General features: G+C 71.0%; 27 protein-coding genes. 10 read left to right on the top strand and 17 right to left on the bottom strand.

The window, feature by feature from the left end; genetic code table 11:
• Nucleotides 1-32: 32 nt before the first annotated feature.
• Nucleotides 33-320 (top strand): translation initiation factor 2, encoded by a 288-nt coding sequence (locus F6W97_RS04410; RefSeq protein WP_155368869.1) that lies wholly within the window; start codon nt 33-35, stop codon nt 318-320.
• 3 nt (nt 321-323) lie between these two features.
• On the opposite strand, the gene F6W97_RS04415 is transcribed toward F6W97_RS04410, so the two are convergent.
• Nucleotides 324-809, bottom strand: coding sequence for a DUF2231 domain-containing protein (locus F6W97_RS04415; protein ID WP_155368870.1), 486 nt, complete (start codon nt 807-809; stop codon nt 324-326).
• A gap of 158 nt (nt 810-967) precedes the next feature.
• Between F6W97_RS04415 and F6W97_RS04420 the strand changes: the two genes are divergently transcribed.
• Nucleotides 968-1,423, top strand: coding sequence for a Fur family transcriptional regulator (locus F6W97_RS04420; protein WP_155368871.1), 456 nt, complete (start codon nt 968-970; stop codon nt 1,421-1,423).
• 1 nt (nt 1,424) lies between these two features.
• Here the strand turns inward: F6W97_RS04420 and F6W97_RS04425 are convergent, their stop codons facing one another.
• The 10 genes from F6W97_RS04425 to F6W97_RS04465 all read right to left on the bottom strand — a co-directional run bounded on the left by F6W97_RS04425 (nt 1,425) and on the right by F6W97_RS04465 (nt 9,405).
• Entirely contained in the window at nt 1,425-2,294 is an 870-nt protein-coding gene (locus F6W97_RS04425; RefSeq protein WP_155369506.1) for a RecB family exonuclease, read from the bottom strand.
• A 109-nt stretch (nt 2,295-2,403) separates the two neighbouring features.
• Nucleotides 2,404-3,021 carry a MarC family protein gene (locus F6W97_RS04430; RefSeq protein ID WP_155368872.1) on the bottom strand — a complete coding sequence of 206 codons (618 nt, stop codon included), beginning with the start codon at nt 3,019-3,021 and terminating at the stop codon, nt 2,404-2,406.
• Between the two features lie 28 nt (nt 3,022-3,049).
• Nucleotides 3,050-3,913, bottom strand: a complete 864-nt coding sequence (locus F6W97_RS04435; protein WP_155368873.1) for a PHP domain-containing protein — start codon at nt 3,911-3,913, stop codon at nt 3,050-3,052.
• Nucleotides 3,913-5,145: a hypothetical protein gene (locus F6W97_RS04440; RefSeq protein WP_196278977.1), complete on the bottom strand. Its 1,233-nt coding sequence runs from the start codon at nt 5,143-5,145 to the stop codon at nt 3,913-3,915. Before F6W97_RS04440 ends, F6W97_RS04435 begins: the two co-directional genes overlap by 1 nt.
• A complete protein-coding gene (locus F6W97_RS04445; RefSeq protein WP_407924537.1) occupies nt 5,142-5,849 on the bottom strand; it encodes a SigE family RNA polymerase sigma factor in 708 nt (235 codons plus the stop codon). Before F6W97_RS04445 ends, F6W97_RS04440 begins: the two co-directional genes overlap by 4 nt.
• 235 nt (nt 5,850-6,084) lie before the next feature.
• Complete coding sequence (locus F6W97_RS04450; protein WP_155368875.1) at nt 6,085-6,987, bottom strand: PH domain-containing protein; 903 nt, start codon at nt 6,985-6,987, stop codon at nt 6,085-6,087.
• Nucleotides 6,988-6,992: 5 nt separating this feature from the next.
• On the bottom strand, nt 6,993-7,151 hold the full coding sequence (locus F6W97_RS39985) for a hypothetical protein (RefSeq protein ID WP_170213147.1): 159 nt from the start codon (nt 7,149-7,151) through the stop codon (nt 6,993-6,995).
• A gap of 155 nt (nt 7,152-7,306) precedes the next feature.
• Entirely contained in the window at nt 7,307-7,963 is a 657-nt protein-coding gene (locus F6W97_RS04455; RefSeq protein WP_155368876.1) for a DUF6758 family protein, read from the bottom strand.
• A gap of 63 nt (nt 7,964-8,026) precedes the next feature.
• Entirely contained in the window at nt 8,027-8,695 is a 669-nt protein-coding gene (locus F6W97_RS04460; RefSeq protein WP_155369508.1) for a TrmH family RNA methyltransferase, read from the bottom strand.
• A gap of 176 nt (nt 8,696-8,871) precedes the next feature.
• Nucleotides 8,872-9,405, bottom strand: a complete 534-nt coding sequence (locus tag F6W97_RS04465; RefSeq protein WP_155368877.1) for a hypothetical protein — start codon at nt 9,403-9,405, stop codon at nt 8,872-8,874.
• A 217-nt stretch (nt 9,406-9,622) separates the two neighbouring features.
• Between F6W97_RS04465 and F6W97_RS04470 the strand changes: the two genes are divergently transcribed.
• Nucleotides 9,623-10,087, top strand: a complete 465-nt coding sequence (locus tag F6W97_RS04470; RefSeq protein ID WP_155368878.1) for a MaoC family dehydratase — start codon at nt 9,623-9,625, stop codon at nt 10,085-10,087.
• Between the two features lie 115 nt (nt 10,088-10,202).
• On the opposite strand, the gene F6W97_RS04475 is transcribed toward F6W97_RS04470, so the two are convergent.
• Entirely contained in the window at nt 10,203-10,583 is a 381-nt protein-coding gene (locus F6W97_RS04475; RefSeq protein ID WP_155368879.1) for a thiol-disulfide oxidoreductase DCC family protein, read from the bottom strand.
• Between the two features lie 150 nt (nt 10,584-10,733).
• Here F6W97_RS04475 and F6W97_RS04480 point away from each other — a divergent pair, with 150 nt between their 5' ends.
• Both F6W97_RS04480 and F6W97_RS04485 read left to right on the top strand, forming a co-directional pair.
• A complete protein-coding gene (locus F6W97_RS04480) occupies nt 10,734-11,090 on the top strand; it encodes a thioredoxin family protein (RefSeq protein WP_155368880.1) in 357 nt (118 codons plus the stop codon).
• Nucleotides 11,091-11,117: 27 nt separating this feature from the next.
• Nucleotides 11,118-13,175, top strand: a complete 2,058-nt coding sequence (locus F6W97_RS04485; protein ID WP_155368881.1) for an intein-containing Rv2578c family radical SAM protein — start codon at nt 11,118-11,120, stop codon at nt 13,173-13,175.
• Here the strand turns inward: F6W97_RS04485 and F6W97_RS04490 are convergent.
• Nucleotides 13,162-13,485, bottom strand: coding sequence for a DUF3817 domain-containing protein (locus F6W97_RS04490; protein WP_144122103.1), 324 nt, complete (start codon nt 13,483-13,485; stop codon nt 13,162-13,164). The two genes, F6W97_RS04485 and F6W97_RS04490, sit on opposite strands and share 14 nt — an antisense overlap.
• Nucleotides 13,482-13,889 (bottom strand): hypothetical protein, encoded by a 408-nt coding sequence (locus tag F6W97_RS04495; RefSeq protein WP_155368882.1) that lies wholly within the window; start codon nt 13,887-13,889, stop codon nt 13,482-13,484. The genes F6W97_RS04490 and F6W97_RS04495 overlap by 4 nt, the downstream gene beginning before the upstream one ends.
• A gap of 79 nt (nt 13,890-13,968) precedes the next feature.
• Here F6W97_RS04495 and F6W97_RS04500 point away from each other — a divergent pair, with 79 nt between their 5' ends.
• On the top strand, nt 13,969-14,652 hold the full coding sequence (locus tag F6W97_RS04500; protein ID WP_155368883.1) for a hypothetical protein: 684 nt from the start codon (nt 13,969-13,971) through the stop codon (nt 14,650-14,652).
• 47 nt (nt 14,653-14,699) lie between these two features.
• Here the strand turns inward: F6W97_RS04500 and F6W97_RS04505 are convergent, their stop codons facing one another.
• Nucleotides 14,700-15,899: an acyl-CoA dehydrogenase family protein gene (locus F6W97_RS04505; RefSeq protein ID WP_155368884.1), complete on the bottom strand. Its 1,200-nt coding sequence runs from the start codon at nt 15,897-15,899 to the stop codon at nt 14,700-14,702.
• 156 nt (nt 15,900-16,055) lie between these two features.
• On the opposite strand from F6W97_RS04505, the gene F6W97_RS04510 reads away from it, so the two are divergent.
• The 3 genes from F6W97_RS04510 to F6W97_RS04520 are packed head-to-tail and all read left to right on the top strand — an operon-like array spanning nt 16,056 to nt 17,646.
• Nucleotides 16,056-16,493 carry a DUF4190 domain-containing protein gene (locus F6W97_RS04510; RefSeq protein WP_155368885.1) on the top strand — a complete coding sequence of 146 codons (438 nt, stop codon included), beginning with the start codon at nt 16,056-16,058 and terminating at the stop codon, nt 16,491-16,493.
• 25 nt (nt 16,494-16,518) lie between these two features.
• The gene (locus F6W97_RS04515; RefSeq protein ID WP_155368886.1) at nt 16,519-17,061 is read left to right on the top strand and encodes a DUF4190 domain-containing protein; all 543 of its coding nucleotides are present in this window, start codon (nt 16,519-16,521) and stop codon (nt 17,059-17,061) included.
• 15 nt (nt 17,062-17,076) lie between these two features.
• Nucleotides 17,077-17,646, top strand: coding sequence for a DUF4190 domain-containing protein (locus F6W97_RS04520; protein WP_230686414.1), 570 nt, complete (start codon nt 17,077-17,079; stop codon nt 17,644-17,646).
• Between the two features lie 111 nt (nt 17,647-17,757).
• Here the strand turns inward: F6W97_RS04520 and F6W97_RS04525 are convergent, their stop codons facing one another.
• Complete coding sequence (locus F6W97_RS04525; protein ID WP_155368887.1) at nt 17,758-18,570, bottom strand: SDR family NAD(P)-dependent oxidoreductase; 813 nt, start codon at nt 18,568-18,570, stop codon at nt 17,758-17,760.
• Nucleotides 18,571-18,642: 72 nt separating this feature from the next.
• Between F6W97_RS04525 and F6W97_RS04530 the strand changes: the two genes are divergently transcribed.
• Nucleotides 18,643-19,596, top strand: coding sequence for an HpcH/HpaI aldolase/citrate lyase family protein (locus tag F6W97_RS04530; RefSeq protein WP_155368888.1), 954 nt, complete (start codon nt 18,643-18,645; stop codon nt 19,594-19,596).
• A gap of 118 nt (nt 19,597-19,714) precedes the next feature.
• On the opposite strand, the gene ddaH is transcribed toward F6W97_RS04530, so the two are convergent.
• Nucleotides 19,715-20,560 carry a dimethylargininase gene (ddaH, locus tag F6W97_RS04535; protein ID WP_407924538.1) on the bottom strand — a complete coding sequence of 282 codons (846 nt, stop codon included), beginning with the start codon at nt 20,558-20,560 and terminating at the stop codon, nt 19,715-19,717.
• Nucleotides 20,561-20,645: the final 85 nt, after the last annotated feature.

Genomic DNA, 20,645 nt, shown 5'->3' on the forward strand with positions numbered 1-20,645 from the left:
CCCGCCGCGGGCCGCGCACCGGGGCAGGCCCCGTGAACCGGCCCGCCGACGACCAATGGCGTCGGCCCACCCCGTCCGCGGACGGGGCCGACGCCGAGCAGTCCGCCGCGGCGTACCCCGGGCCGCCGCCCGCGGTGCCGCCGCCACCGGGCTGGCACCCGGAGGTCACTGCGCGCACCGTGCCCCCGCGGCGGCTGCCCGAGCTGGACCACGACGCGATCGATCTCGCCGAGGAACGCGCGGACCGGTTCACCAACGCCCTCGGCATCGCCGCGGGCGTCGTGCTCATCCTCGTCGCCTGCATCCAGTGGCGGACCTGACGGTCAGATGGTGCTCCAGACCGCCTGCGCTCCGGTGTCGCCGGTCTTGAAGACGTAGTAGGCGGTGGCCCCGGCGGCGAGCAGGTTCAGCGCGATCAGCGCCCAGCCCGTGGCACGCGAGCCGCTGGTCGCCGGCTTCTTCGCGGCCGAGGTGGTGAACAGCACCAGCGCGATCGCCAGCACGCCGAGCAGGGTGCCCGCCCAGGCCGCCGCGTCGCCGTAGTCCTTGTGCAGGTCCACCTGGGCCAGGATCTGGGGCGGGTAGCCCTTCTCGACGAGCGTCGTGAACAGCGCCTCGCCGCTCTGCCGCGCGAACCACAGCGCGATCGGCGCGCCCACCCCGAGCAGCAGCACCGCCCAGCCGATGTACCGGCGCACCGAAGGCGCGAACGAATAGACGACCACGCCGGCGATCAGCAGCGGGGCGAATACCACTGCGGCGTGCACGAGCAGGGGGTGAGCCGGCAAGCCGAGCAGTTCCTCGAACACTGTGCCTCCACGTGGATTCCGGGGGTGCGTACCCAAGGTCAAAGGTGAGCCTAGACCCGGCTGCGTCGATGGGACAGAGCGGGAATCCGCCGTGTCGCAGACCACGTAAATCGGACCTTTTCTTGAGCAGATCCAAGTTAGCTGCTGAAATGGTGTTCATGGACGGCGGCATAGAGCCTCAGGCTCTCCTTCGCGCGCGGGGTCTGCGGGTGACCCGGCCGCGGCTCGCCGTGCTCGACATCCTCGGACAGGGCGGCCACCTCGAAGTCGAGGAGATCACCCGGCAGGCCCGGCAGCGCCTCGACTCGGTCTCCACCCAGGCCGTCTACGACGTGCTCGGCGCACTCGCCCGCGCAGGCCTGGCCCGGCGCATCGAGCCCGCCGGCTCCCCCGCGCGGTACGAGGCCCGCAGCGGCGACAACCACCACCACATCGTCTGCCGCGGCTGCGGCGCGATCGCCGACGTGGACTGCGCCACCGGCGCCGCGCCCTGCCTCGACCCGAGCCAGACGCACGGCTTCGCCCTCGACGAGGCCGAGGTGACCTACTGGGGGCTGTGCCCGAAGTGCCAGCAGCTCGCCGCAGAGGACCGCACCGCCGGGACCGCGGCCTGAGTCAGGGCTTGACCGCGGGCGGCACCTGCTCGCCCAGCGGGCCGGCGGGGTGCGGCACCTGCGCCGCCGTCTCCACCGCCGCCCAGGTCTCCTTCACCGGCGCTTCCGCGCCCGCCGGGCACACCCGGCGGAAGTCGCACCAGCTGCACAGGCTGCTCGGCCGGGTCGGGAAGGCCTCGTCGGGCGGCGTGCCGCCGGCCAGCGCCTTCTCCGCCGCCACGATGTCACGCGCCGTGTCCTCGGCCCGCGACACGTGCCGGGCGATCGACTCCGGGGTGTGCTCGTGCGCGGCGACCGTGCCGGTCGGCAGGTGGTGCAGCTCGACCGTGCGGCAGGGACGGCGGAACACCCGCTCGGCGGCGAACGCGTACAGCGCCAGCGCCAGCGAGCCGCGGGCGTCGTCGGCGTCCAGCCCGGTGCGGCCGGTCTTGTAGTCGACGATCACGGCCTGCCCGTCGCGCGCGTCGATGCGGTCGGCCCGGCCGCTCAGCGCCAGCACCGCCGTCTTCGCGGCCACCGTGCGCTCCACGCCCAGCAGTTCCAGCTCCGGGTCCAGGTCCGCGGTGTACGCCTCCAGCCAGCCCAGCGCCCGTTCGTAGACCGCGCGCTCCTGCTCGTCGTCGCGGTAGCCCTCGCGCACCCAGGTCGCCCGCAGCAGCTTCGGCAGCGCCGCGCTCGTGCGCCGCTCCACCGGCACGTCCCACCAGTTGCGCAGGGCCGTGTGCACGCTCGCACCGAGCGAGTTGTGCGCCCACGCGGGCCCCTTCTGCGGCGCGGGCCGGTCGAGGTAGGTGTGCCGGTAGCGGCGCGGACAGTCTGCGTACGACGAGAGCTTGCTCGGGGTGCACACGAACAGGCGCTCGGGCATCATGTCGAAGCCGAGCTGCTCCGGGACGTCCTTGCCGCGGCGGGGGTGGGGGGTTCGGCTCACCTGGCAGATCGTGCCAGTCCGGTGGGACACTCGCGAGTCGACCCGCGCGCTACGGGTGGGCGGTGGTGAACATCTCGACGAAGGCGCCGATGGAGTCGGCCATCAGCTGGACCGCGATCGCGGCCAGCAGCAGACCGGCGATCCGGGTGAGCACCTCGATGCCGCCGGGCCGCAGCACCTTCACGATGAACCCGGAGTAGCGCAGCACCAGCCACACCGCGACCATGACCGCCAGGATGCCCAGCCCGATCGCCAGGTACTGGCCGCCGCTGTCGGCCCGCTGCACGAACAGCATGGTCGCCACGATCGCGCCGGGACCGGCCAGCAGCGGCGTGCCGAGCGGCACCAGGGCGATGTTCGAGGTCGACTGCTGGTCGGGGTCGTCGGCCTTGCCGGTGAGCAGCTCCAGCGCGACCAGGACCAGCAGCAGGCCACCCGCGCCCTGCAGTGCGGGCAGCTGGATGTGCAGGTAGTCCAGGATGGTCTGACCGGCCACCGCGAAGACCGCGATGACGCCCAGGGCCAGCGCGACGGCGTGCGTGGCCGCCTTGTGCCGGTCCCGGGCGGGCAGCGCCCCGGTCAGCGCCAGAAAGATGGGCACCATTCCCGGCGGGTCGGTGATGACGAGCAGGGTGACGAAGACCTCGCCGAAGAACTTCCAATCCACACGGGATGCATAGCACGCCGGGCAAGGGTTATCCCGCGACTCCCGTGACGGGGGTGGTCCCGGTCGCACCGGCGACTATCTTCTCGAGCGCCTCGGGGGCCGTGGTGTACTCCCCGATGCGCACCTTCTTGTGGGTGCCGTGGAAGTCCGAGCTGCCGGTCGTGAACAGGCCGAGGTCGGCGGCGATGCGGCGCACCTCGGCGCGCTCGGCCGGGCTGTGGTCGTGGTGGTCGGCCTCCAGGCCGTCCAGTCCGGCGGCCGCGAGCTGCCCGAACACCTCCTCCGGCACGACCCGGCCGCGGACCGAGGCGCGCGGGTGGGCGAACACGGTCACCCCGCCGGCGCCCTGCACCAGGCGCAGCGCCTCGAACACGTCGAGGTCCTCCTTGGGCAGCCGGTACGGGCTGCCGTTGCCGAGCCAGCGCGGGCCGAACGCCTCCTGCGTGTCGGCCACGAGCCCGGCCCGGATCAGCGCGGCGGCCAGGTGCGGCCGGCCGATGGTGCCGCCGTCGGCGTGGGCGAGGATGTCGGCCCAGTCCACGGCGATGCCGTCGGCGCGCATCAGCGCGACCATGCGCTCGGCGCGCCCCAGCCGCGACTCGCGGACCCGGGCCAGCGCCGCGACCAGCGCCGCGTCGGCCGGGTCGAACAGATATGCCAGCAGGTGCAGCGGGATCGACTCGCCCTCGCCGTGCCAGCGGCAGCTCAGCTCGGCCCCGCGGATGAGGGTGAGGCCGGGCGGCAGCGCCTGCTCGGCGGCCGCCCAGCCGGCGGTGGTGTCGTGGTCGGTGAGCGCGGCCACCCGCAGTCCTGCCGCGCCGGCCAGGCGCATCAGCTCGTCGGGTGGGGTGGTGCCGTCACTCGCGGTGGAGTGCAGGTGCAGGTCGATCATCACTTTTTGGTGCCGTACGACGGGATCATCGTCCAGCCGGGCTGGACGTCGGAGGGCAGCGTCACCTGCAGTTTGGTGCCGTCGGTCCTGCAGGCGAAGATGCCGTCGGCGTCGGTCTGCGCCAGTGCGGTCGCGCTGTCCGACCACACCACCGCGTCGACCGCGGTGATCGGGCAGTCCGCCTTCAACACCAGTGCCCGGACCTGCGCCTGTGCCTGCGACTGCGCCTGCTTCTTGCCGCCGTTGGCCACGGCGTTGATGCGCGCTTTGTCCAGGTCGACCATCTGCAGGCCGCTCGGGGTGGCCACGGCGAGCAGCCGGCCGTCGGGCGACAGCGCCGCGTGGAGCTTGACCAGCGCCCGGCCCACCAGGTCGCCGCAGCCCAGCCGCGCGCCGATCTTCAGGCCCTTCTTGACCGCGGACACGTCGACCAGGCACAGCAGGTCGCCCTCGCCGCGCACGATGCCGACCGCCACGCTCGCCCCGGCGCTGCCGAACACCGCTAGCAGCTCGGCGTTCCAGGTCTCGGTGTACTGCGAGGGAGCGGCGGCGCTCCAGTAGTCGAAGCCCTTCTCGCTGGACACGACCACCCGGTCCCCGAAGAAGGTCACCGGGGCAGCCGTAGCGGGCACCGGTGACGACGCGACGGTCGTGCCCCGGTCGTCGCCGGACACCTTGGTGACCGCCAGCGTGCCCTGGTCGTTGACGGCGACCCGGCTGCCGTCGTGGCTCACGGTCCACTCCGCCTGGCCGGAGAGCTTGAGCGGCTCCGCGGCGCTGTTGGAGAGCAGGCGCACCGTGGTGGAGTCGGAGTACACCCAGCCGTCGGGGACCTTGGCGATCATGGCGACGTCGCCGTCGTGGTCGAGGTCCACCCGCTGCCCGTCGCTGGTCCACAACTGCTGGCCGACCAGCAGGTCGACCGGCAGCTCCATGGTCGGCAGCTGGGTCTGGCGGGCGGCGACCGGCTGGTCGGCGCCGAAGAGATTCTGGAAGGTGACCTGGTTCGGGTCCGCGGCTATCGGCGTCCCGCCGCCGATCCCCTGTGCCGCGACGGCGCCGCCGAGCACGGTCGCGAAGGCGAACACCGTCATCGTGCCGGTCGCCGTGCGCCGTCGCCGGTTCGTCCGGCGCGCCTGTCGGATGGCGCGGCCGGCCGGATCGGCGGGCGCAGGCAGGGTCTGCGCGCGAGCCGCGAACATCTCACGCAGCTCGTCCTCAAGCATGGTCACCGCCCAGGTTGGCCGACCGGCACGCGGGCCGGTCGAACAGCTTCCCTCCGAGGCGACGGCACCGCGGGTGCCGCGACCGGGGTGGGCTCGGCCGTCAGGGTGACCTCGCCGACCGGCAGGTCGAGCGGTTCCGTGACGACTCTGCCCGCCCGCTGCTTCGGGACCGCCGGCTCCGCCGCCGCCTTCGCGGCCGGCAGCCTGCCGGTGACTCCCTCGGCAGCCAGCCGCTGCCGCAGTGTCCCCAGGGCCCGTGAGGTCTGGCTCTTCACGGTCCCGGGCGAGATCTGCAACATCGCGGCTGTCTGCGCCTCAGACATGTCCTCGTAGAAACGCAGGACCAGCACGGCGCGTTGTCGTGCCGGAAGAGCTTTGACATGTTTCCACATCACATCGCGTTCGAGCTGCTCTTCGAGGTTGTCCGGGGCCGCCCGTTCCGGCAGGAATTCGGTGGGTCGCTCGCCGTGCCAGCGGCGCCGCCACCAGCTGGTCGCGGTGTTGACCAGCACCCGGCGGGCGTACGGCTCCACCGCCTCGATCTGGCCCAGGCGCTTCCACGCCAGGTACGTCTTGGTGAGCGCCGTCTGCAGCAGGTCCTCCGCGGTGGCCCAGTCACCGGCCAGCAGGTATGCCGTGCGCAGCAGGGCAGCCGAACGTGCGGTCACGAACTCGCGGAACTCGTCCTCCATGGCCAAACGTTGGCTCACAGACGCACCTCCCATCGCAGGCGTACGTCGCGGACGCCTGACCGAGGCGCGCCGAACGCGCCCATCACCCCGTGTAAGAGGCTTCCGCACGCCGTTCGGTTCCCGGTATCGGGTGGATACCCCGTATGCGTCACCTCAACGGACAGACTGGCATACTCGCGCTAGCGGATCTAGATCTGGCAGAGAACTTTCCTGTCGCCGATCGGGCATTTCGGCGGTGGCCGAAAAGCCCCGGCTACTCCTCTTCCGCCTCGCGCCCGAGCCGCGCCTCCACTGCCGCGGGCTCGTACATCTCCTCGACGATGCGCAGGTAGAGCTCGTTCGGATTCGGCATGTGCTCGACCTTGCTGAGCGCCTGATCCTGACCGGCGGACTCGAGCACGAACGTGCCGTAGTTGAGCATCCGGCCCAGCGGCGACTGCTCGTATTTCATGTCGGTGACCTTCAACAGCGGCATCATCGCCACCTTGCGGGTGATGAGCCCGTTGACGAGCATCAGCCGCTTGTTGGTCAGGATGAACCGGTCGAAATACCAGTCGGCGACGGTCCAGGCGACCCAGCTCATCACCAGCGCCCAGATCACCACCGCCACCACCCACATGCCGGCGATGTCGGACTTCGCCAGGAAGCCCGACAGGTAGCCGAGCGCGAAGGTGGCGAACACGCCGATCAGCAGCGGATTGGTGAGGTGCACCCAGTGCCGCTTCCACTCCCCGCGATAACGCTCCGTGGGGAACAGGTAGCGCGCGACCATGGCGCTCGGCTCGTCTTCGAGCGGAAGCACCCGGCGCGGCCCGAGTGGCACGCCGGAGGCGTCGAAACGCAGACCGGCGAGCTCCTCCTCGGAGAAGTTCGGCAGCTCGTCGCCGAGCGGCGCCGTCGAGGCACTGTCACCGGGGGGCCTGCCACCGGCGCCGCCCGAAGCGGTGCCCGCGGTCGCCCCCACGGTGGCCTTGCCGATGAAGTGTGCGTGGTCGCCCTGATCGGCGTGGAACTCGCCCTCAGCCGGTGGCTGAGACTCCGCTCGCGTCCGCGGGATGGGCTCCGTGTCGCGTTCACGGCGACCGGACCACTCCGGACCGTCAGGACCCGGAGTGCGCTCTTCGCTTGGCTCGTCCGGCCCTAGACCGCCGATCATGTGAGCTAAGCGACCAGGCTGCCGAAGAAGTCACCGAAACCCTGGGCGATGTCCATGACGGTCCCGCCCAGCGTCTTCACGACGTTCGCCGCAGAATCGGGCCGGAACGCCACGAAGAAGATCAAAAAGGCGATGCCGCCCCACGTAAGGATCTTCTTGAGCATGTCGGGCTATCCCCCTCCGCCTGGCCGTGTCCACTCGACAACTGGTGGCCGTGGCGAGACTCAGCGTATCAGTAACGGTGCCTGCCGAGAATCATTAGCGCACATCCGTGCCAGTGCTTTGACCAGCGTCCGATGAGGAAAGTAAGGAAGTCGACTCACCGGGTGGGACGCAGCCGCGGTGACAGCGCTCCGAACACCAGTTCCGGCGGCAGCCAGTCGCTCAGGTCCTGCAGCACGACCTCCTCGGAGAGGAGGTAGCCGGCCTGCGCCGGCCAGGTCACGGCGTACAGCCAGCGCCCCTGGGCCTCCCCTGCGTACGCGCAGCGGTCGTCGGGCGTGGACACCGCCCACAGTGGAGTGGGGTGCCCGCCGGCCTTCACCTTCGCGTGCGCGCCGTGCCCGCCCTCCAGCTCCAGCAGGGCCGGGCCGGGGTCCGTGCCGGTCAGCCCCGCGAAGTGGGCGCCGAGCCCCACGCCCGGCTCCTCGGCGATGAGCAGGACATCGGCCGGGCCGTCGCTGAACGGTGTCGGCCCGCTGCACGCCAGCGCCGTGGCGGACACTCCGGACCGGTCGTCGCCCGCCCACGCCACGCCGGTGACGGTCCAGCCGGTCGGCAGCGGCCAGGGGCACCAGAGCGGCACTCCCGACTCGGCCGCGCGCTTGCTGGCGCAGGCGAAGACGTCCTGGTTCACATGCTGGGCGGTGTGCAGCGGCGGCACCGGGCCGTCGCGTTCGCAGACCCAGTCGGAGTGAGCAAGACCGGGCGGCCGCAGATCGCCACCGCACCGCGGACATGACACCGCGAGCCCCATGAGGACAACTGTCCGCCCCGTGATCGAGGCACGTCAAGCCACTCGCCAAGATCGGCAGGCCGGTCAGGCGGGGGGCGGGCCGGCGTACGCCCGGATCCAGGCGTGCATGGCGACCGCTGAGGCCACTCCGGCGTTCACGGACCGGGTCGAGCCGTACTGGGCGATCGAGTACATCTGGTCGCAGGCCGCCCGCGCCGCCTCGGACAGCCCCGGGCCCTCCTGGCCGAACAGGAGCGCACAGTGCCGCGGCAGGGTGGTCGTCTCCAGCGGGACGCTGCCGGGCAGGTTGTCGATGCCGATGACGGCCACGCCCGCCCCACGCGCCCAGGCGGCGAAGGACGCGATCGAGTCATGGTGGCGTACGTGCTGGTAGCGGTCGGTGACCATGGCGCCGCGCCGGTTCCAGCGGCGGCGGCCCACGATGTGCACCTCGGCGGCCAGGAACGCGTTCGCGGTGCGCACCACCGTGCCGATGTTGAAGTCGTGCTGCCAGTTCTCGATGGCGACGTGGAACTCGTGCCGCCGGGTGTCCAGGTCGGCCACGATCGCCTCGTGCCGCCAGTACCGGTAGCGGTCCACCACGTTGCGCCGGTCGCCGGCGGCCAGCAGCTCGGGGTCGTAGTGCTCGCCGTCCGGCCACCGGCCGGCCCAGGGGCCGACGCCGACCTCCAGCTCGTCTTCGGCGACCGGGCCGCCCGTGCCGAAACCGTCCGGGCCGGCCTGCGACGGCACACCGTCCACCGCGGTGCGTCCGGCGGGCAAGCCGACGCCGCCGGACTGCCGGTCGTGCGGCGTGGCTGCGCGGTCCGCGCGCTCGGCGGGCACGCGACCGCCGCCCGGCCGCTGGTCTTGCGGCGTGGCGGCGTCCGCGTCCCGTTCGGTGGTCACAAGTGAAGGATTTTAGCTGGTCATACGTTGCGCAGCGCGTCCAGCAGGTCGGCCAGGAAACGCTGCTCGGCCGGGCTGCGGGTGACCCCGCCGATGCCCAGCAGGCCGCCGGAGCGAGCCGCGCCGCAGACCTGGTCCGCGATCGCCGCCAGCCAGCGGCGGTACGCCTGCCCGTCGGCCGGGGTGGCCCGGGAGTCGAGCACGATCGCCGCGGCCCGGCAGCTCACCAGCACCTCGGTGATCGCGGCGTGCGGGTCGCGGAACTGCTCCGCGGCGGGCGGATCGGGGTCCGCCTCGGCGTAGATCGCGCCGACGATGGCTTTCACCAGCTCGGAGTCCTCGTCGGCTCCGGCGGCGATGGCGTTGATGCCGGCCAGGCCCTCGTCGACCGTACGGCGGTCGCTGTCGGGTTCGGCGGAGGTGGCGGCGATCATGACACGGGCCGGGAGCCGGGTCAGCAGCTCCCACTCGTGCGGTTCGAAGGTGAGGGGAGCGATCTCCCGCCGGTACAGCTGGCGCGAGATCAGGTGATCCGCTGCGGAATTACTCGGCATGGCGACCTCCTGCCGTCAGCATATGCCGCGACCGCGGACGCTTGCCGCGAAGCGTGCCAATCACCCGCAAGGGCGGCGACCGTTGTCTGTGATGTAGTTCTCGGCACGGCCTATGTACTCGCCGGTAACGGCCGTGCAGAATCCTTTTCACAAGCGCGGGCGGCGGGTGCCGGGGAGGGCCCCGCCGTTCGCTGCATCCAGGGGCGGGAGACGGACAATGCAGTTCGGGCGCTACTTCGAGGAGTTCGAGGTCGGGGCGATCTACAAGCACTGGCCCGGCAAGACGGTCACCGAGTACGACGACCACCTCTTCTGCCTGCTGACGATGAACCACCACCCGCTGCACCTGGACGCCCACTACGCGGCGACGCAGACCGAGTTCAAGCGCAACGTGGTGGTCGGCAACTACATCTACTCGCTGCTGCTGGGCATGTCCGTGCCCGACGTCAGCGGCAAGGCCATCGCCAACCTCGAGGTCGAGAGCCTGCGCCACGTCGCGCCGACCTTCCACGGCGACACCATTTACGGCGAGACCACCGTGCTGGACAAGCGCGAGTCCGGGTCCAAGCCCGATCGCGGCGTGGTCAGCGTCGAGACCCGCGGCTACAACCAGGACGGCACCCTGGTCTGCATCTTCAAGCGCAAGGTCATGGTCCCCAAGCGCCCCGACGCCGCCGAGTAGGGCCGCCCACGGCCCCGTTTTCCATAGACGTTGGCCTATTACGTCGAGTATTTGTAGATCAAACTCGATGTAATAGGCCAACGTCCATTCAAGGAGGGGCGCCCAGGACGGGGGCTCAGGGACGGGGTGGGGCCGGCGGCACGGCGCAGGCGGCGGTGCCGCCGGGGAGCTGGTGGCGGTGGCGGGCGATCCAGCGGTACACGGGCCAGGACGCGAGCCCCACACCGGGCAGGCCGAGTGCGCCGCCCAGCGGACGCCAGGCCGAGCGGCTCGTGCGCAGCAGCGCGGCGATCGCGTCGGGCCCGGCGAGCGGGGGTCGGCCGGGTTCGACGTACTGCACCGCCTCCAGGCACTGCTCGCGGGTCAGGCCCAGGGCGGGCAGGTCCGCGCGGTGCCAGGGCACGAGCAGGGCGTCGGTCGGGATCCGGCGGCGGATGAACTCGACGCACCGGGTGCAGAAGGCGCAGTCGCCGTCGTAGACGAAGGTCGCGGGCACACTTTCATGGTCCTCCGCCACACGCCCGCAGTACGGCGGGATGCCCTGTGTGTCACGTCACCGTCGGTAACGTGGACGGGACGGGAATGTGCAAGGTGACGCAGTGGTTTACATGGACGCTGGTCACTCGATGAAATGAGGAGCACGACGATGGGCACCGTGGAGTTCACCACCGACAACTTCGGCGAGAAGACGAGCGGCGACGGCATCACGTTCGTGGACTTCTGGGCGAGCTGGTGTGGCCCGTGTGTCCGTTTCGCGCCGGTCTACGAGCGGGCCGCCGAAGCGAACCCGGACGTCACCTTCGGCAAGGTCGACACCGAGGCGCAGCAGGAGCTCGCCATGCACTTCAACATCCAGTCGATCCCCACGATCATGGCGATCCGCGACGGCGTGATCGTGTACGCGCAGCCAGGCGCGCTGCCCGAGACCGCGTTCCTGGACCTGATCTCCAAGGTGCGCGAGCTCGACATGGAGAAGGTGAAGGCGGACGCGACGGCTGCCTGACGTTCGAACATATGTTTGAATAGCGGGGTGCGCTGGAGTCATCTCACCGAGAGCAGCACCCCGCCGGACGCGACCGCGCCGGTGCAGCAGCCGCTGCCCGGCGCGGTCGTGCGTACGTTCGACACTCCCGGCTTCGCCGGGATGACGTTCTACGAGGTACGCGCCAAGTCACTGATCAACAAGGTGGCGGGCGAGCGGCGCGGGGTGCCGTTCGAATACACGATCAACCCATACCGCGGCTGCACCCATGCCTGCTCGTACTGCCTGGCCGGGGACACCCCCGTGCTGATGGCGGACGGGCGCACCAAACCCATCTCCGAGCTGCGCGTCGGCGACGCGATCATCGGCACGGTCCGCGAGGGCTCCTACCGGCGCTACGCGGTGACCCACGTGCGGGACAAGTGGTCCACCGTGAAGCCGGCCTACCGGGTGACCCTGCGCGACGGCACCGAGCTGGTGGCCAGCGGGGACCACCGGTTCCTCACCGACCGGGGCTGGAAGCACGTCACCGGGGCCCGCTCGGGGCCTGCGCAGCGGCCGCACCTGACCACCGGCAACAAGCTGATGGGCACCGGCCGCTTCGCCGAGCAGCCCAAGGAGTCCCCGGAGTACCGGCGCGGCTACCTGCACGCGGTGCTGCGCCCGGAGCCGGAGAGCGGCTACCGCGACCCGTACGGCACCGTGCCGCGGTTCCGGCTCGCGTCCGCCGAGCCGCAGCTGCTCAGCCGCACCATCGGCTACCTGCGCGAGTCGGGGGCGCACACGGCCGAGTTCACGCCGCTGGGCCAGCGCACGGGGCTGCGCACGTACGCCCGCCGCGATCTCGACCTGATCCACACCCTGCTGGAGCGGCCCGACGAGCGCGACGCCGAATGGGACAAGGGTTTCCTGGCCGGCGTCTTCGACGCGGAGGGCAGCCACACCCAGGGCCTGTGGCGCATCGTGCACACCGATCCGGAGCTGGTCGAGCCCACCAGGGCGGCGCTGCGCGCGTTCGGGTTCGAGTTCGTCGTGGAGGACCGGCGCGACCTGATCGGGCTGCTCAGCCTGCGCCTGCTCGGCGGCCTGCCGGAGAAGCTGCGCTTCTTCCACCTGACCGACCCCGCGGTGACCCGGCGGCGCACCGTGCAGGGCGTCGCGATCAAGGGCACCGTGCCGCTGCACGTGGACTCGATCGAGCCGCTGGGCCTGGAGCTGCCGCTGTGGGACATCACCACCGGCACCGGCGACTTCATCGCCAACGGCGTGGTCAGCCACAACTGCTTCGCCCGCAACACGCACAGCTATCTCGACCTGGACACCGGGCACGACTTCGACTCGAAGATCGTGGTGAAGGTGAACGCGCCCGAGCTGCTGCGCCGTGAGCTGGCCGCGCCCCGCTGGGAGGGCAGGCCGATCGCGATGGGCACCAACGTCGACTGCTACCAGCGGGCCGAGGGCCGCTACCGGCTGATGCCGGGCATCATCGGGGCGCTGTCGGACTGGTCGAACCCGTTCTCGATCCTCACCAAGGGCACGCTGATCCTGCGGGACCTGCCGCTGCTGCAGCAGGCCGCGTTGCGCACGAAGGTGTCGGTGGCTTACTCGATCGGCTTCCTCGACGAGGCGCTGTGGCGCAGCGTGGAGTCGGGCACGCCGAGCCCGTCGCGGCGGCTGGACGCGGTGCGCCGGATGAGCGACGCCGGGCTGCGGGTCGGGGTGCTGATGGCGCCGATCCTGCCGGGCCTGTCCGACAGCGAGGAGCAGCTCGACGCGACCGTCGGGGCGCTGGTCGCGGCGGGGGCCGCGAGCATCACGCCGCTGGTCCTGCACCTGCGGCCCGGCGCCCGGGAGTGGTACCTGGGCTGGCTCGCCGCGAACCATCCCGGGCTGGTGCCGTTCTACGAGCGGCTCTACCCGGGCAAGCGCGCCTATGTGAGCGACGACTACCAGCGGCTGGTGACGGCGAAGGTGCGCCGGGCCTGCCGGCGGCACGGGCTGCCGGCCCGCGACACGCCCGCCCGGGATCTGGTGGTGACCGGGCAGGAGGAGCCGGTGCCGCCCGCCGCCACGGAGGCGACGGGCGTCCAGCTCACGCTTCTGTGAACGAGGGCTGCCGGTCCGTGCCGCTGAGCCAGCCGACCACGCGGCGCTCCATGATGAACGACAGGAACGGGATGGTGCCGGCCAGCGCCACCAGCAGGATGCGGGTGACCGGCCACTGCACCCGCCGGGCCAGGTCGCCGACGGCGGCCAGGTAGACCACGTACAGCCAGCCGTGCACCGGGGCGATGATCATCACGCCCAGGTTGTTGTCGCCGAAGTACTTCATCGGCATGGCGACCAGGGTGAGCGCCAGCAGCAGCACGCCCACGATCCAGGCGATGATGCGGTACCGGGTGAGTGCGCCGTTCATCGATACTCCTTAGCGGGATAGTCGCCGGGTCGGGCTTCGGGGTTCTCGGTCAGCCACGCCAGGTACCGGTTGTACTCGGCCAGCTGCGGATCGCCGGATTCCTCCCCCGCCGCAGTGGGCTGGTTCACCCGCCGCGTGATGACCGGACGCGGCCGGTCCACCGGGTCAACGGCGGGGGCCGGGACCTCGGCACGGCCCTTGCGGAGGGTGAGCCGCATCTCGCGGACCCAGATCACCACCACGAAGATCGCGAAGATCGGCCACTCGAAGGTGTACGCCCAGCTCAGTGTGTTTCCCTCGGCGGCACGGCCCGCCTGCCACCAACCGAGGGCCAGACATGTGACGACGGCCAGCAGCGCCAGCACGTGACCGGCCAGCCAGCCGGGGGTGAGCAGTCGTCGCACGTCGGCCAGGATAGCCTGCCCCCCGATCGACACCGGCCGCGCCGTTGGCGGAGGTGAGGTGGTCTCGTAGCCTTTCGGAGTGATCGCCGTGCCGACGACCCCGCGCGCCCGCGCCACCGTGCTGACCGCGGCCGGGCTGCTGCTCATCGCCGTCGCCTGGTGGTACGGGCGCACCACGCCCATCCACCCGCTCTCCGAGGACGAGGCGCTCACCCTCTGGCTGATCGTCATCGGCGTCGGGGCGGCCGTCGCCCGCTCCTTCTACCTGATGCGCCACCCGACCGGGCAGTGGCGGCAGGGCGCCGCCGACGGAGAACCCGGCCTCGTGCTCACCCCGGTGTCGGACCGGATGCTGACCGCGATCTGGTTCGCCGTGCAGCTGCCGATCATCGCCCGCTGGGCGCGGCTGAACGACGGCCGTGAGCTCGGTCTCGCCATCGTGTGGACGCTGCTCGCGCTGGGGCTGCTCTGGGTGGTGGTGCGCCCGGCCCACGGCCACGCCCGGCAGATCGTGCTCAACGCCGGCGGGGTACGCGTACACCGGCAGCACTTCCCCTGGTCGCAGGTCCGCTCGGCCCGCCTGAACAGCGGGGCCGGGCTGCGGCTGGAGACCGCCGAGCGCACCCTGCGCCTGCGCGGCGCGGACTACCGCATGCGCGACGCCGACGTGGCCGGCGTCCTGCAGTACTACCTGGACCACCCCGAGCGCCGCGGCGACCTGGCCCACCTCGCCGACGCCCCGCCGGAGCTGCGCTCCCACTGACAGACCGATGGCGCGACCCCGCCGGGGATCGCGCCATCGGCACACGGTCAGCGGGCGCGGTACTCCTTGAGCAGGCCGCGGGAGATGATCGTCTTCTGGATCTCGCTGGTGCCCTCGCCGATGAGCAGGAACGGGGCCTCGCGCATGAGGCGCTCGATCTCGTACTCCTTGGAGAAGCCGTAGCCGCCGTGGATGCGGAACGACTCGGTGACGATCTCGTGGCAGTACTCGCTGGCCAGCAGCTTGGCCATGCCCGCCTCGACGTCGTTGCGCTCGCCGGAGTCCTTCAGCCGGGCCGCGTTGACCATCAGCGCGTGCGAGGCCTCGATCTTGGTGCCCATCTCGGCCAGCTTGAACGCGATCGCCTGGTGCTGCGCGATCGGCTTGCCGAACGTCGAGCGGTGCTGGGCGTACGCCACGGCCAGCTCGAAAGCCCGGATGGAGATGCCGCAGGCACGGGCGGCCACGTTGACCCGGCCCACCTCGATGCCGTCCATCATCTGGTAGAAGCCACGACCGGCCTGGTCCGCGCCGCCGAGGATCGCCGACTCGGGCACCCGGTGACCGTCGAGGATCATCTCGGTGGTCTCGACGCCTTTGTAGCCCATCTTCTCGATCTTGCCGGGGATGGTCAGGCCCGGCGCGGTCTCGCCGAAGCCGGGCTCCTTCTCCAGCAGGAACGTGGTCATGTTGCCGTAGACGCTGTCCGCGCCCTGGTCGGTCTTCACCAGCGTGGCCACCACCGACGAGTACGCGCCGTTGGTCAGCCACATCTTCTGGCCGTTGAGCACGTAGGAGTCGCCGTCGCGTTGCGCCCGCGACTTGATCGCGGCGACGTCGGAGCCGGTCTCCGGCTCGGACATGCTGAACGCGCCGCGCACCTCGCCGGTGGCCATGCGGGGCAGCAGCCGCTGCTTCTGCTCGGGCGAGCCGTGCTGGCCGACCAGGTACGCCACGATGAAGTGGGTGTTGACGATGCCGGACACCGACATCCAGCCGCGGGACAGCTCCTCCACGACCAGCGCGTAGGTCAGCAGCGACTCACCGAGACCGCCGTACTCCTCCGGGATGGTCAGGCCGAACAGGCCCATCGCCTTCATCCCGGCGAGGATCTCCTCGGGGTACTCGTCGGCGTGCTCCAGCCGCTGCGCGCGCGGAATGATCTCCTTGTCCGCGAACTCGCGCACCGTCTCGAGGATGGCGGTCTGCACATCGGACAGGCCTGGAGTACGGGCGAGACGAGCCATCTGTCAGCCTCCTGGGGACTGAACGAACCTTCAGGTGAGCTGAGTATGAGCCGGGCTTCCGTCCCATCCAAGGCGCTTGACAGCACCGTCACTGTGAAAAGGTTCACCGGGTTCGCTAACGTGCGCTGAACCCATATCCGAGAGACAAGGCACCCCATGAGCTACACCCCACCCGGCCAGGACCCCTACGGCCAGCAGCCGGACCCCTACGCGCAGCCCCAGCAGCCGAACCCCTACGGCCAGCCGGTGTCCCCCGCCCCGCAGCCCTACGGCCAGCCCGAGCTGCAGCAGCCCTACGCGCAGCCGTGGAGCGCGGCCCCGGTGAAGCAGAACAACGGCCTGGCGCTCGCCGCCATGATCGTCGGCATCATCTCCATCCCGTCCGCGTGCTGCGCGCTGCTCGGCGTCGCGGTCGGCGCGGCCGCCGCGATCATGGGCCACATCAGCATGAAGCAGATCGCCCAGCAGGGTCAGTCCAACCGCTCGCACGCGCTGACCGGCATCATCACCGGCTACGTCGGCGTCGGTCTCGGCATCCTGAACGGCATCGCCGGTCTGGTGCTGAACCTCAACGGCGGCTTCGGCTCGTTCTGACGAGTCCCCGAGTCAGGAGCCCTTCATGACCTATCCGCCACCCGCGGGCCCGGATCCGTTCAACCAGCAGCCCGATCCGTACGCTCCGCCGGCCACCCCGAACCCGTACGCCCCGCAGCCGGTCAGCGCCGACCCCTACGCGGTGCCGCCGGTCAGCGCCGACCCGTACGCGGCTCCGGCCGTCAGCGGTGCGCCGTACTCCCCGCAGCCGACGGGCTCGTACGGCGTGCCGTACACCCCCTACGCGGCGGGACCCACCGCACCTGGCACCAACGGCATGGCGATCGCGTCGATGGTGCTCGGCATCGTCGGTGTGATGCTGTGCTGCTGCTACGGCATCGGCGCGCTGCCGGGCCTGATCGGGGCCATCCTCGGCCACATCAGCCTCAAGCAGGTCAAGCAGACCGGGCAGCAGGGTCGCGGCATGGCCATCGCCGGTATCGCCACCGGCTGGTCGGCCGTCGCACTGACGGCGATCATGGTGGTCCTCCTGATCATCGGCGTGCTCAACGACCCGAACTTCTGGAATGAGATCCAGAGCGGTAGCAGCAGTAGCGACTGGGACTGACGTAGGAGACAAGCCATGACGTATCCGCCTCCGCCCGCCGGCCAGGACCCGTACTCGAGTCAGCCGGACCCCTATGCACCGCCGCCACCGGCCAACCCGTACGCGACGCCGCCGTCCTACGGCTCCCCGGCCGTGCCCGGCTCACCGGTGACGCCGCCGGCGAGCGGGCCGCCGATGAGCGTGCCGCCGGTGGCACCGCAGTCGGGGCAGCCCTACGGCGACCCCTACAAGACCGGTGACCCCTACGCCGCCACGCCGCAGCCGTACGGGCAGCAGCCCTACGGCCAGCAGCCCCCGTACGGCGGTTACCCGCCGGCCCGGCCGCAGAACAGCATGGCCCTGGTCGCGCTGATCCTGTCCCTGGTCGGCCTGATGACCTGGATCACCGCCCCGATCGGGGCGATCCTCGGTCACTCGGCGATGAAGCAGATCCGCCAGACCGGCGAGGACGGCGAGGGGATGGCGAAGGCGGCGATCATCGTCGGCTGGATCATCACGGGCCTCGGCATCATCGGCTGCCTCTGCGCGTTCGGCCTGCCGTTCCTCGCCCTGATCGGCGTGAGCGGCGCGAGCACCAGCTACTGACCGCGGCGCGCTCCCGACGCCCGGGTGCGCTGCGAAAACGATCGAGGCTCCGGCCTGCCGTCACCGGCAGCAGGCCGGAGCCTCGACTCGTATGGTCCGCGCTCGCGCGCGTCAGAGCACGGCTGCGGCGCTCGCGTCCCACAGCCGTGCGGCGAAGTGCGGGTCGCGGGCGCTGGGGTGCGGGCGGGTCGGCTTGCGCAGCACGTAGTACGCGCCGTTCTGCAGCTCCGCCGGGTCGGCCGTGGACAGCCAGACGAGCTGGTCGGCGCCCTGCTCCGGGGTGGTGATACCAGGACCGATCTTGTAGAACAGCCGGGCGGCGGGCGTGCCGAAGCGGGTGCGCACCACCCCCGGGTGGAACGAGAAGCTGAGCAGGTCCGGCCAGCGCCGGGCGGCTTCCGCCGCGAACAGGATGTTGGCCCGCTTCGAGCCGCCGTACGCCAGCCAGGCGCTGTAGATGCCGCCGCGCCGGTCCAGGTTGTCCGGGTCGAGGGTGCCGAACGAGTGCGCCATCGACGCCGTGTTGACGATGCGGGCGCCCGGGGCCAGCTGGTCGCGCAGCAGGTGCGACAGCAGGAACGGGGCCAGGTGGTTGGTCTGGATGGTCAGCTCGTGCCCGTCCACGGTGGTGGTCCGCCGGTTGGCGACCAGACCCGCGTTGTTGGCCAGCACGTCGATGCGCTGCCCGGCGAGCTTGGCGGCGAGGTCGTGCACCTGCGACAGCTGCGCGAAGTCGGCCAGCAGGCCGACCGGCTCGGGGCCCGCCGCCTCGGCCCGCACCGCACCCAGTGCCGCGTCCAGCCGGCCCGGATCGCGCCCGACCAGGGTGACCTGCCAGCCCTGCCGCACCAGCGCGACGGCGCCCGCCTGCCCGATGCCGGATGTGGCACCGGTGATCACCGCGTGGCGCGTGAGATCTTCCACAGTCCCGTTCTCCTCTCGACGGGAGTGAGGTTACCGTGGCGTCAACTACTGAACGCTCCCTAAGGAGTATCGATGGCCGCTCTCGGGCGTGCCCGCAGGTCATGTCTGGCCGTGCCGGGTTCCAGCGTCAAGATGCTCGGCAAGGCCCAGGGCCTGCCCGCCGACCAGGTCTTCCTCGACCTGGAGGACGCGGTGGCGCCGCTGGCCAAGCCTGAGGCCCGCAAGAACATCGTGGCCGCGCTCAACGAGGGCGACTGGGCCGGCAAGACCCGCGTGGTACGGGTCAACGACCTGACCACGCCGTGGACCTACACCGACGTCATCGAGATCGTCGAGGGGGCCGGGGCCAACCTGGACGCGATCATGCTGCCCAAGGTGCAGAGCGCGTCGCACGTGGAATGGCTCGACCTGACGCTGACCCAGCTGGAGAAGTCGCTCGGCCTGCCGGTCGGCGCGATCGGCATCGAGGCCCAGATCGAGAACGCCGCCGGGCTGGTCAACGTGGACGCCATCGCGGCAGCCTCGCCCCGGGTGGAGACCATCATCTTCGGCCCCGCCGACTTCATGGCCTCGATCAACATGAAGTCGCTGGTCGTCGGCTCGCTGATCCCCGGCTACCCGGGCGACCCGTACCACTACATCCTGATGCGCATCCTGATGGCCGCCCGCATGCACGACAAGCAGGCCATCGACGGACCGTACCTGCAGATCAAGGACGTCGACGGGTTCACCGAGGTGGCCCGGCGCTCGGCAGCCCTCGGCTTCGACGGCAAGTGGGTGCTGCACCCCGGCCAGATCGACGCCGCCAACGAGGTCTACTCGCCGGCCCAGTCCGACTACGACCACGCCGAACTGATCCTCGACGCCTACGACTACTACACCTCCGAGCAGGGCGGCCGCCTCGGCGCGGTCATGCTCGGCGACGAGATGATCGACGAAGCCTCGCGCAAGATGGCCCTCGTCATCTCCGCCAAGGGCCGCGCCGCCGCCATGACCCGCACCACCTCCTTCACCCCCCCGGCCTGACGCCACCACCGCCACCACCGCCACCACCGGCGCAACTCTTAAAGACTCGCGGCCTCAGGACAGTCCTGAGGCCGCGAGTCTTTAAGAGTTGCCGAGCGAGAGGGGGACGGGTCGTGGGTCAGTCGCGGAGTTCGGCGATGCAGCACTTGACGCTGCCGCCGCCCTTCTTCAGCTCGGCCAGGTCGACCAGGACGGGGTGGTAGCCGGCGGCGGTGAGCTTGTCGGCGAACGCGGTCGACTCGGTGTTGATGACGACGTTGCGGCCGTCGCTGACCAGGTTCAGGGCGAACGCGAGCGCGTCGGCCTCGTCGGCGATCACGGCGTTCGGGAACAGCTGCGCGATGACCTTCTGCGACGCCTCGGAGAACGCGCCGGGGTAGTAGGCGATGTTCTCGTCGTCGAGCACGGTCAGCGCGACGTCGAGGTGGTAGAAGCGCGGGTCGACCAGCTTCAGCGAGATCACGGGGCGGCCCAGGGCCTCGGCGGCCTCGGCGTGCGCGGCGGGCTCGGTGCGGAAGCCGTACCCGGCCAGGGCGATGCCGCCGTGGGCGTCGGGCAGGTAGGCGAAGTCGCCCTCACCCTCATTGATCTGCGTCGGCGCGACGAAGGCGTACTCGTCGCGGGACTCGTAGAAGGCCCGGTGGGCCGCGGCCTCGTCGGCGCGCTGCGGGTAGCGGAACTTCGCCCCGTACGCGACGCCGTCGACCACGAACCCGCCGTTGGCCGCGAAGACCATGTCCGGCAGGCCGGCCTGCGGGGTGAGCACGTGCACCGTGTGGCCGAGGTCGAGCATGGTCTGGCGCAGCACGTCCCACTGCTTGACCGCCAGCGCGGTGTCCACGGGCGCGGTGGTGTCCATCCACGGGTTGATGGCGTACTCCACGACGAAGTGCTCCGGGGCGCACATCAGGTAGGCACGCGGACGGGGCCGCCGGGCAGTGGGGGTCAAGTCACGCTCTGTCACGATCAGCAAGGTTACGCACCGGAGCCGCTGCTCAGTAGCGTGAAGGATTGCGTCCTTACGCTGGTCTGTTGCGTCTTCGCAGCCC

Source organism: Catellatospora vulcania (assembly GCF_009720385.1).
Taxonomy (GTDB): Bacteria; Actinomycetota; Actinomycetes; order Mycobacteriales; family Micromonosporaceae; genus Catellatospora; species Catellatospora vulcania.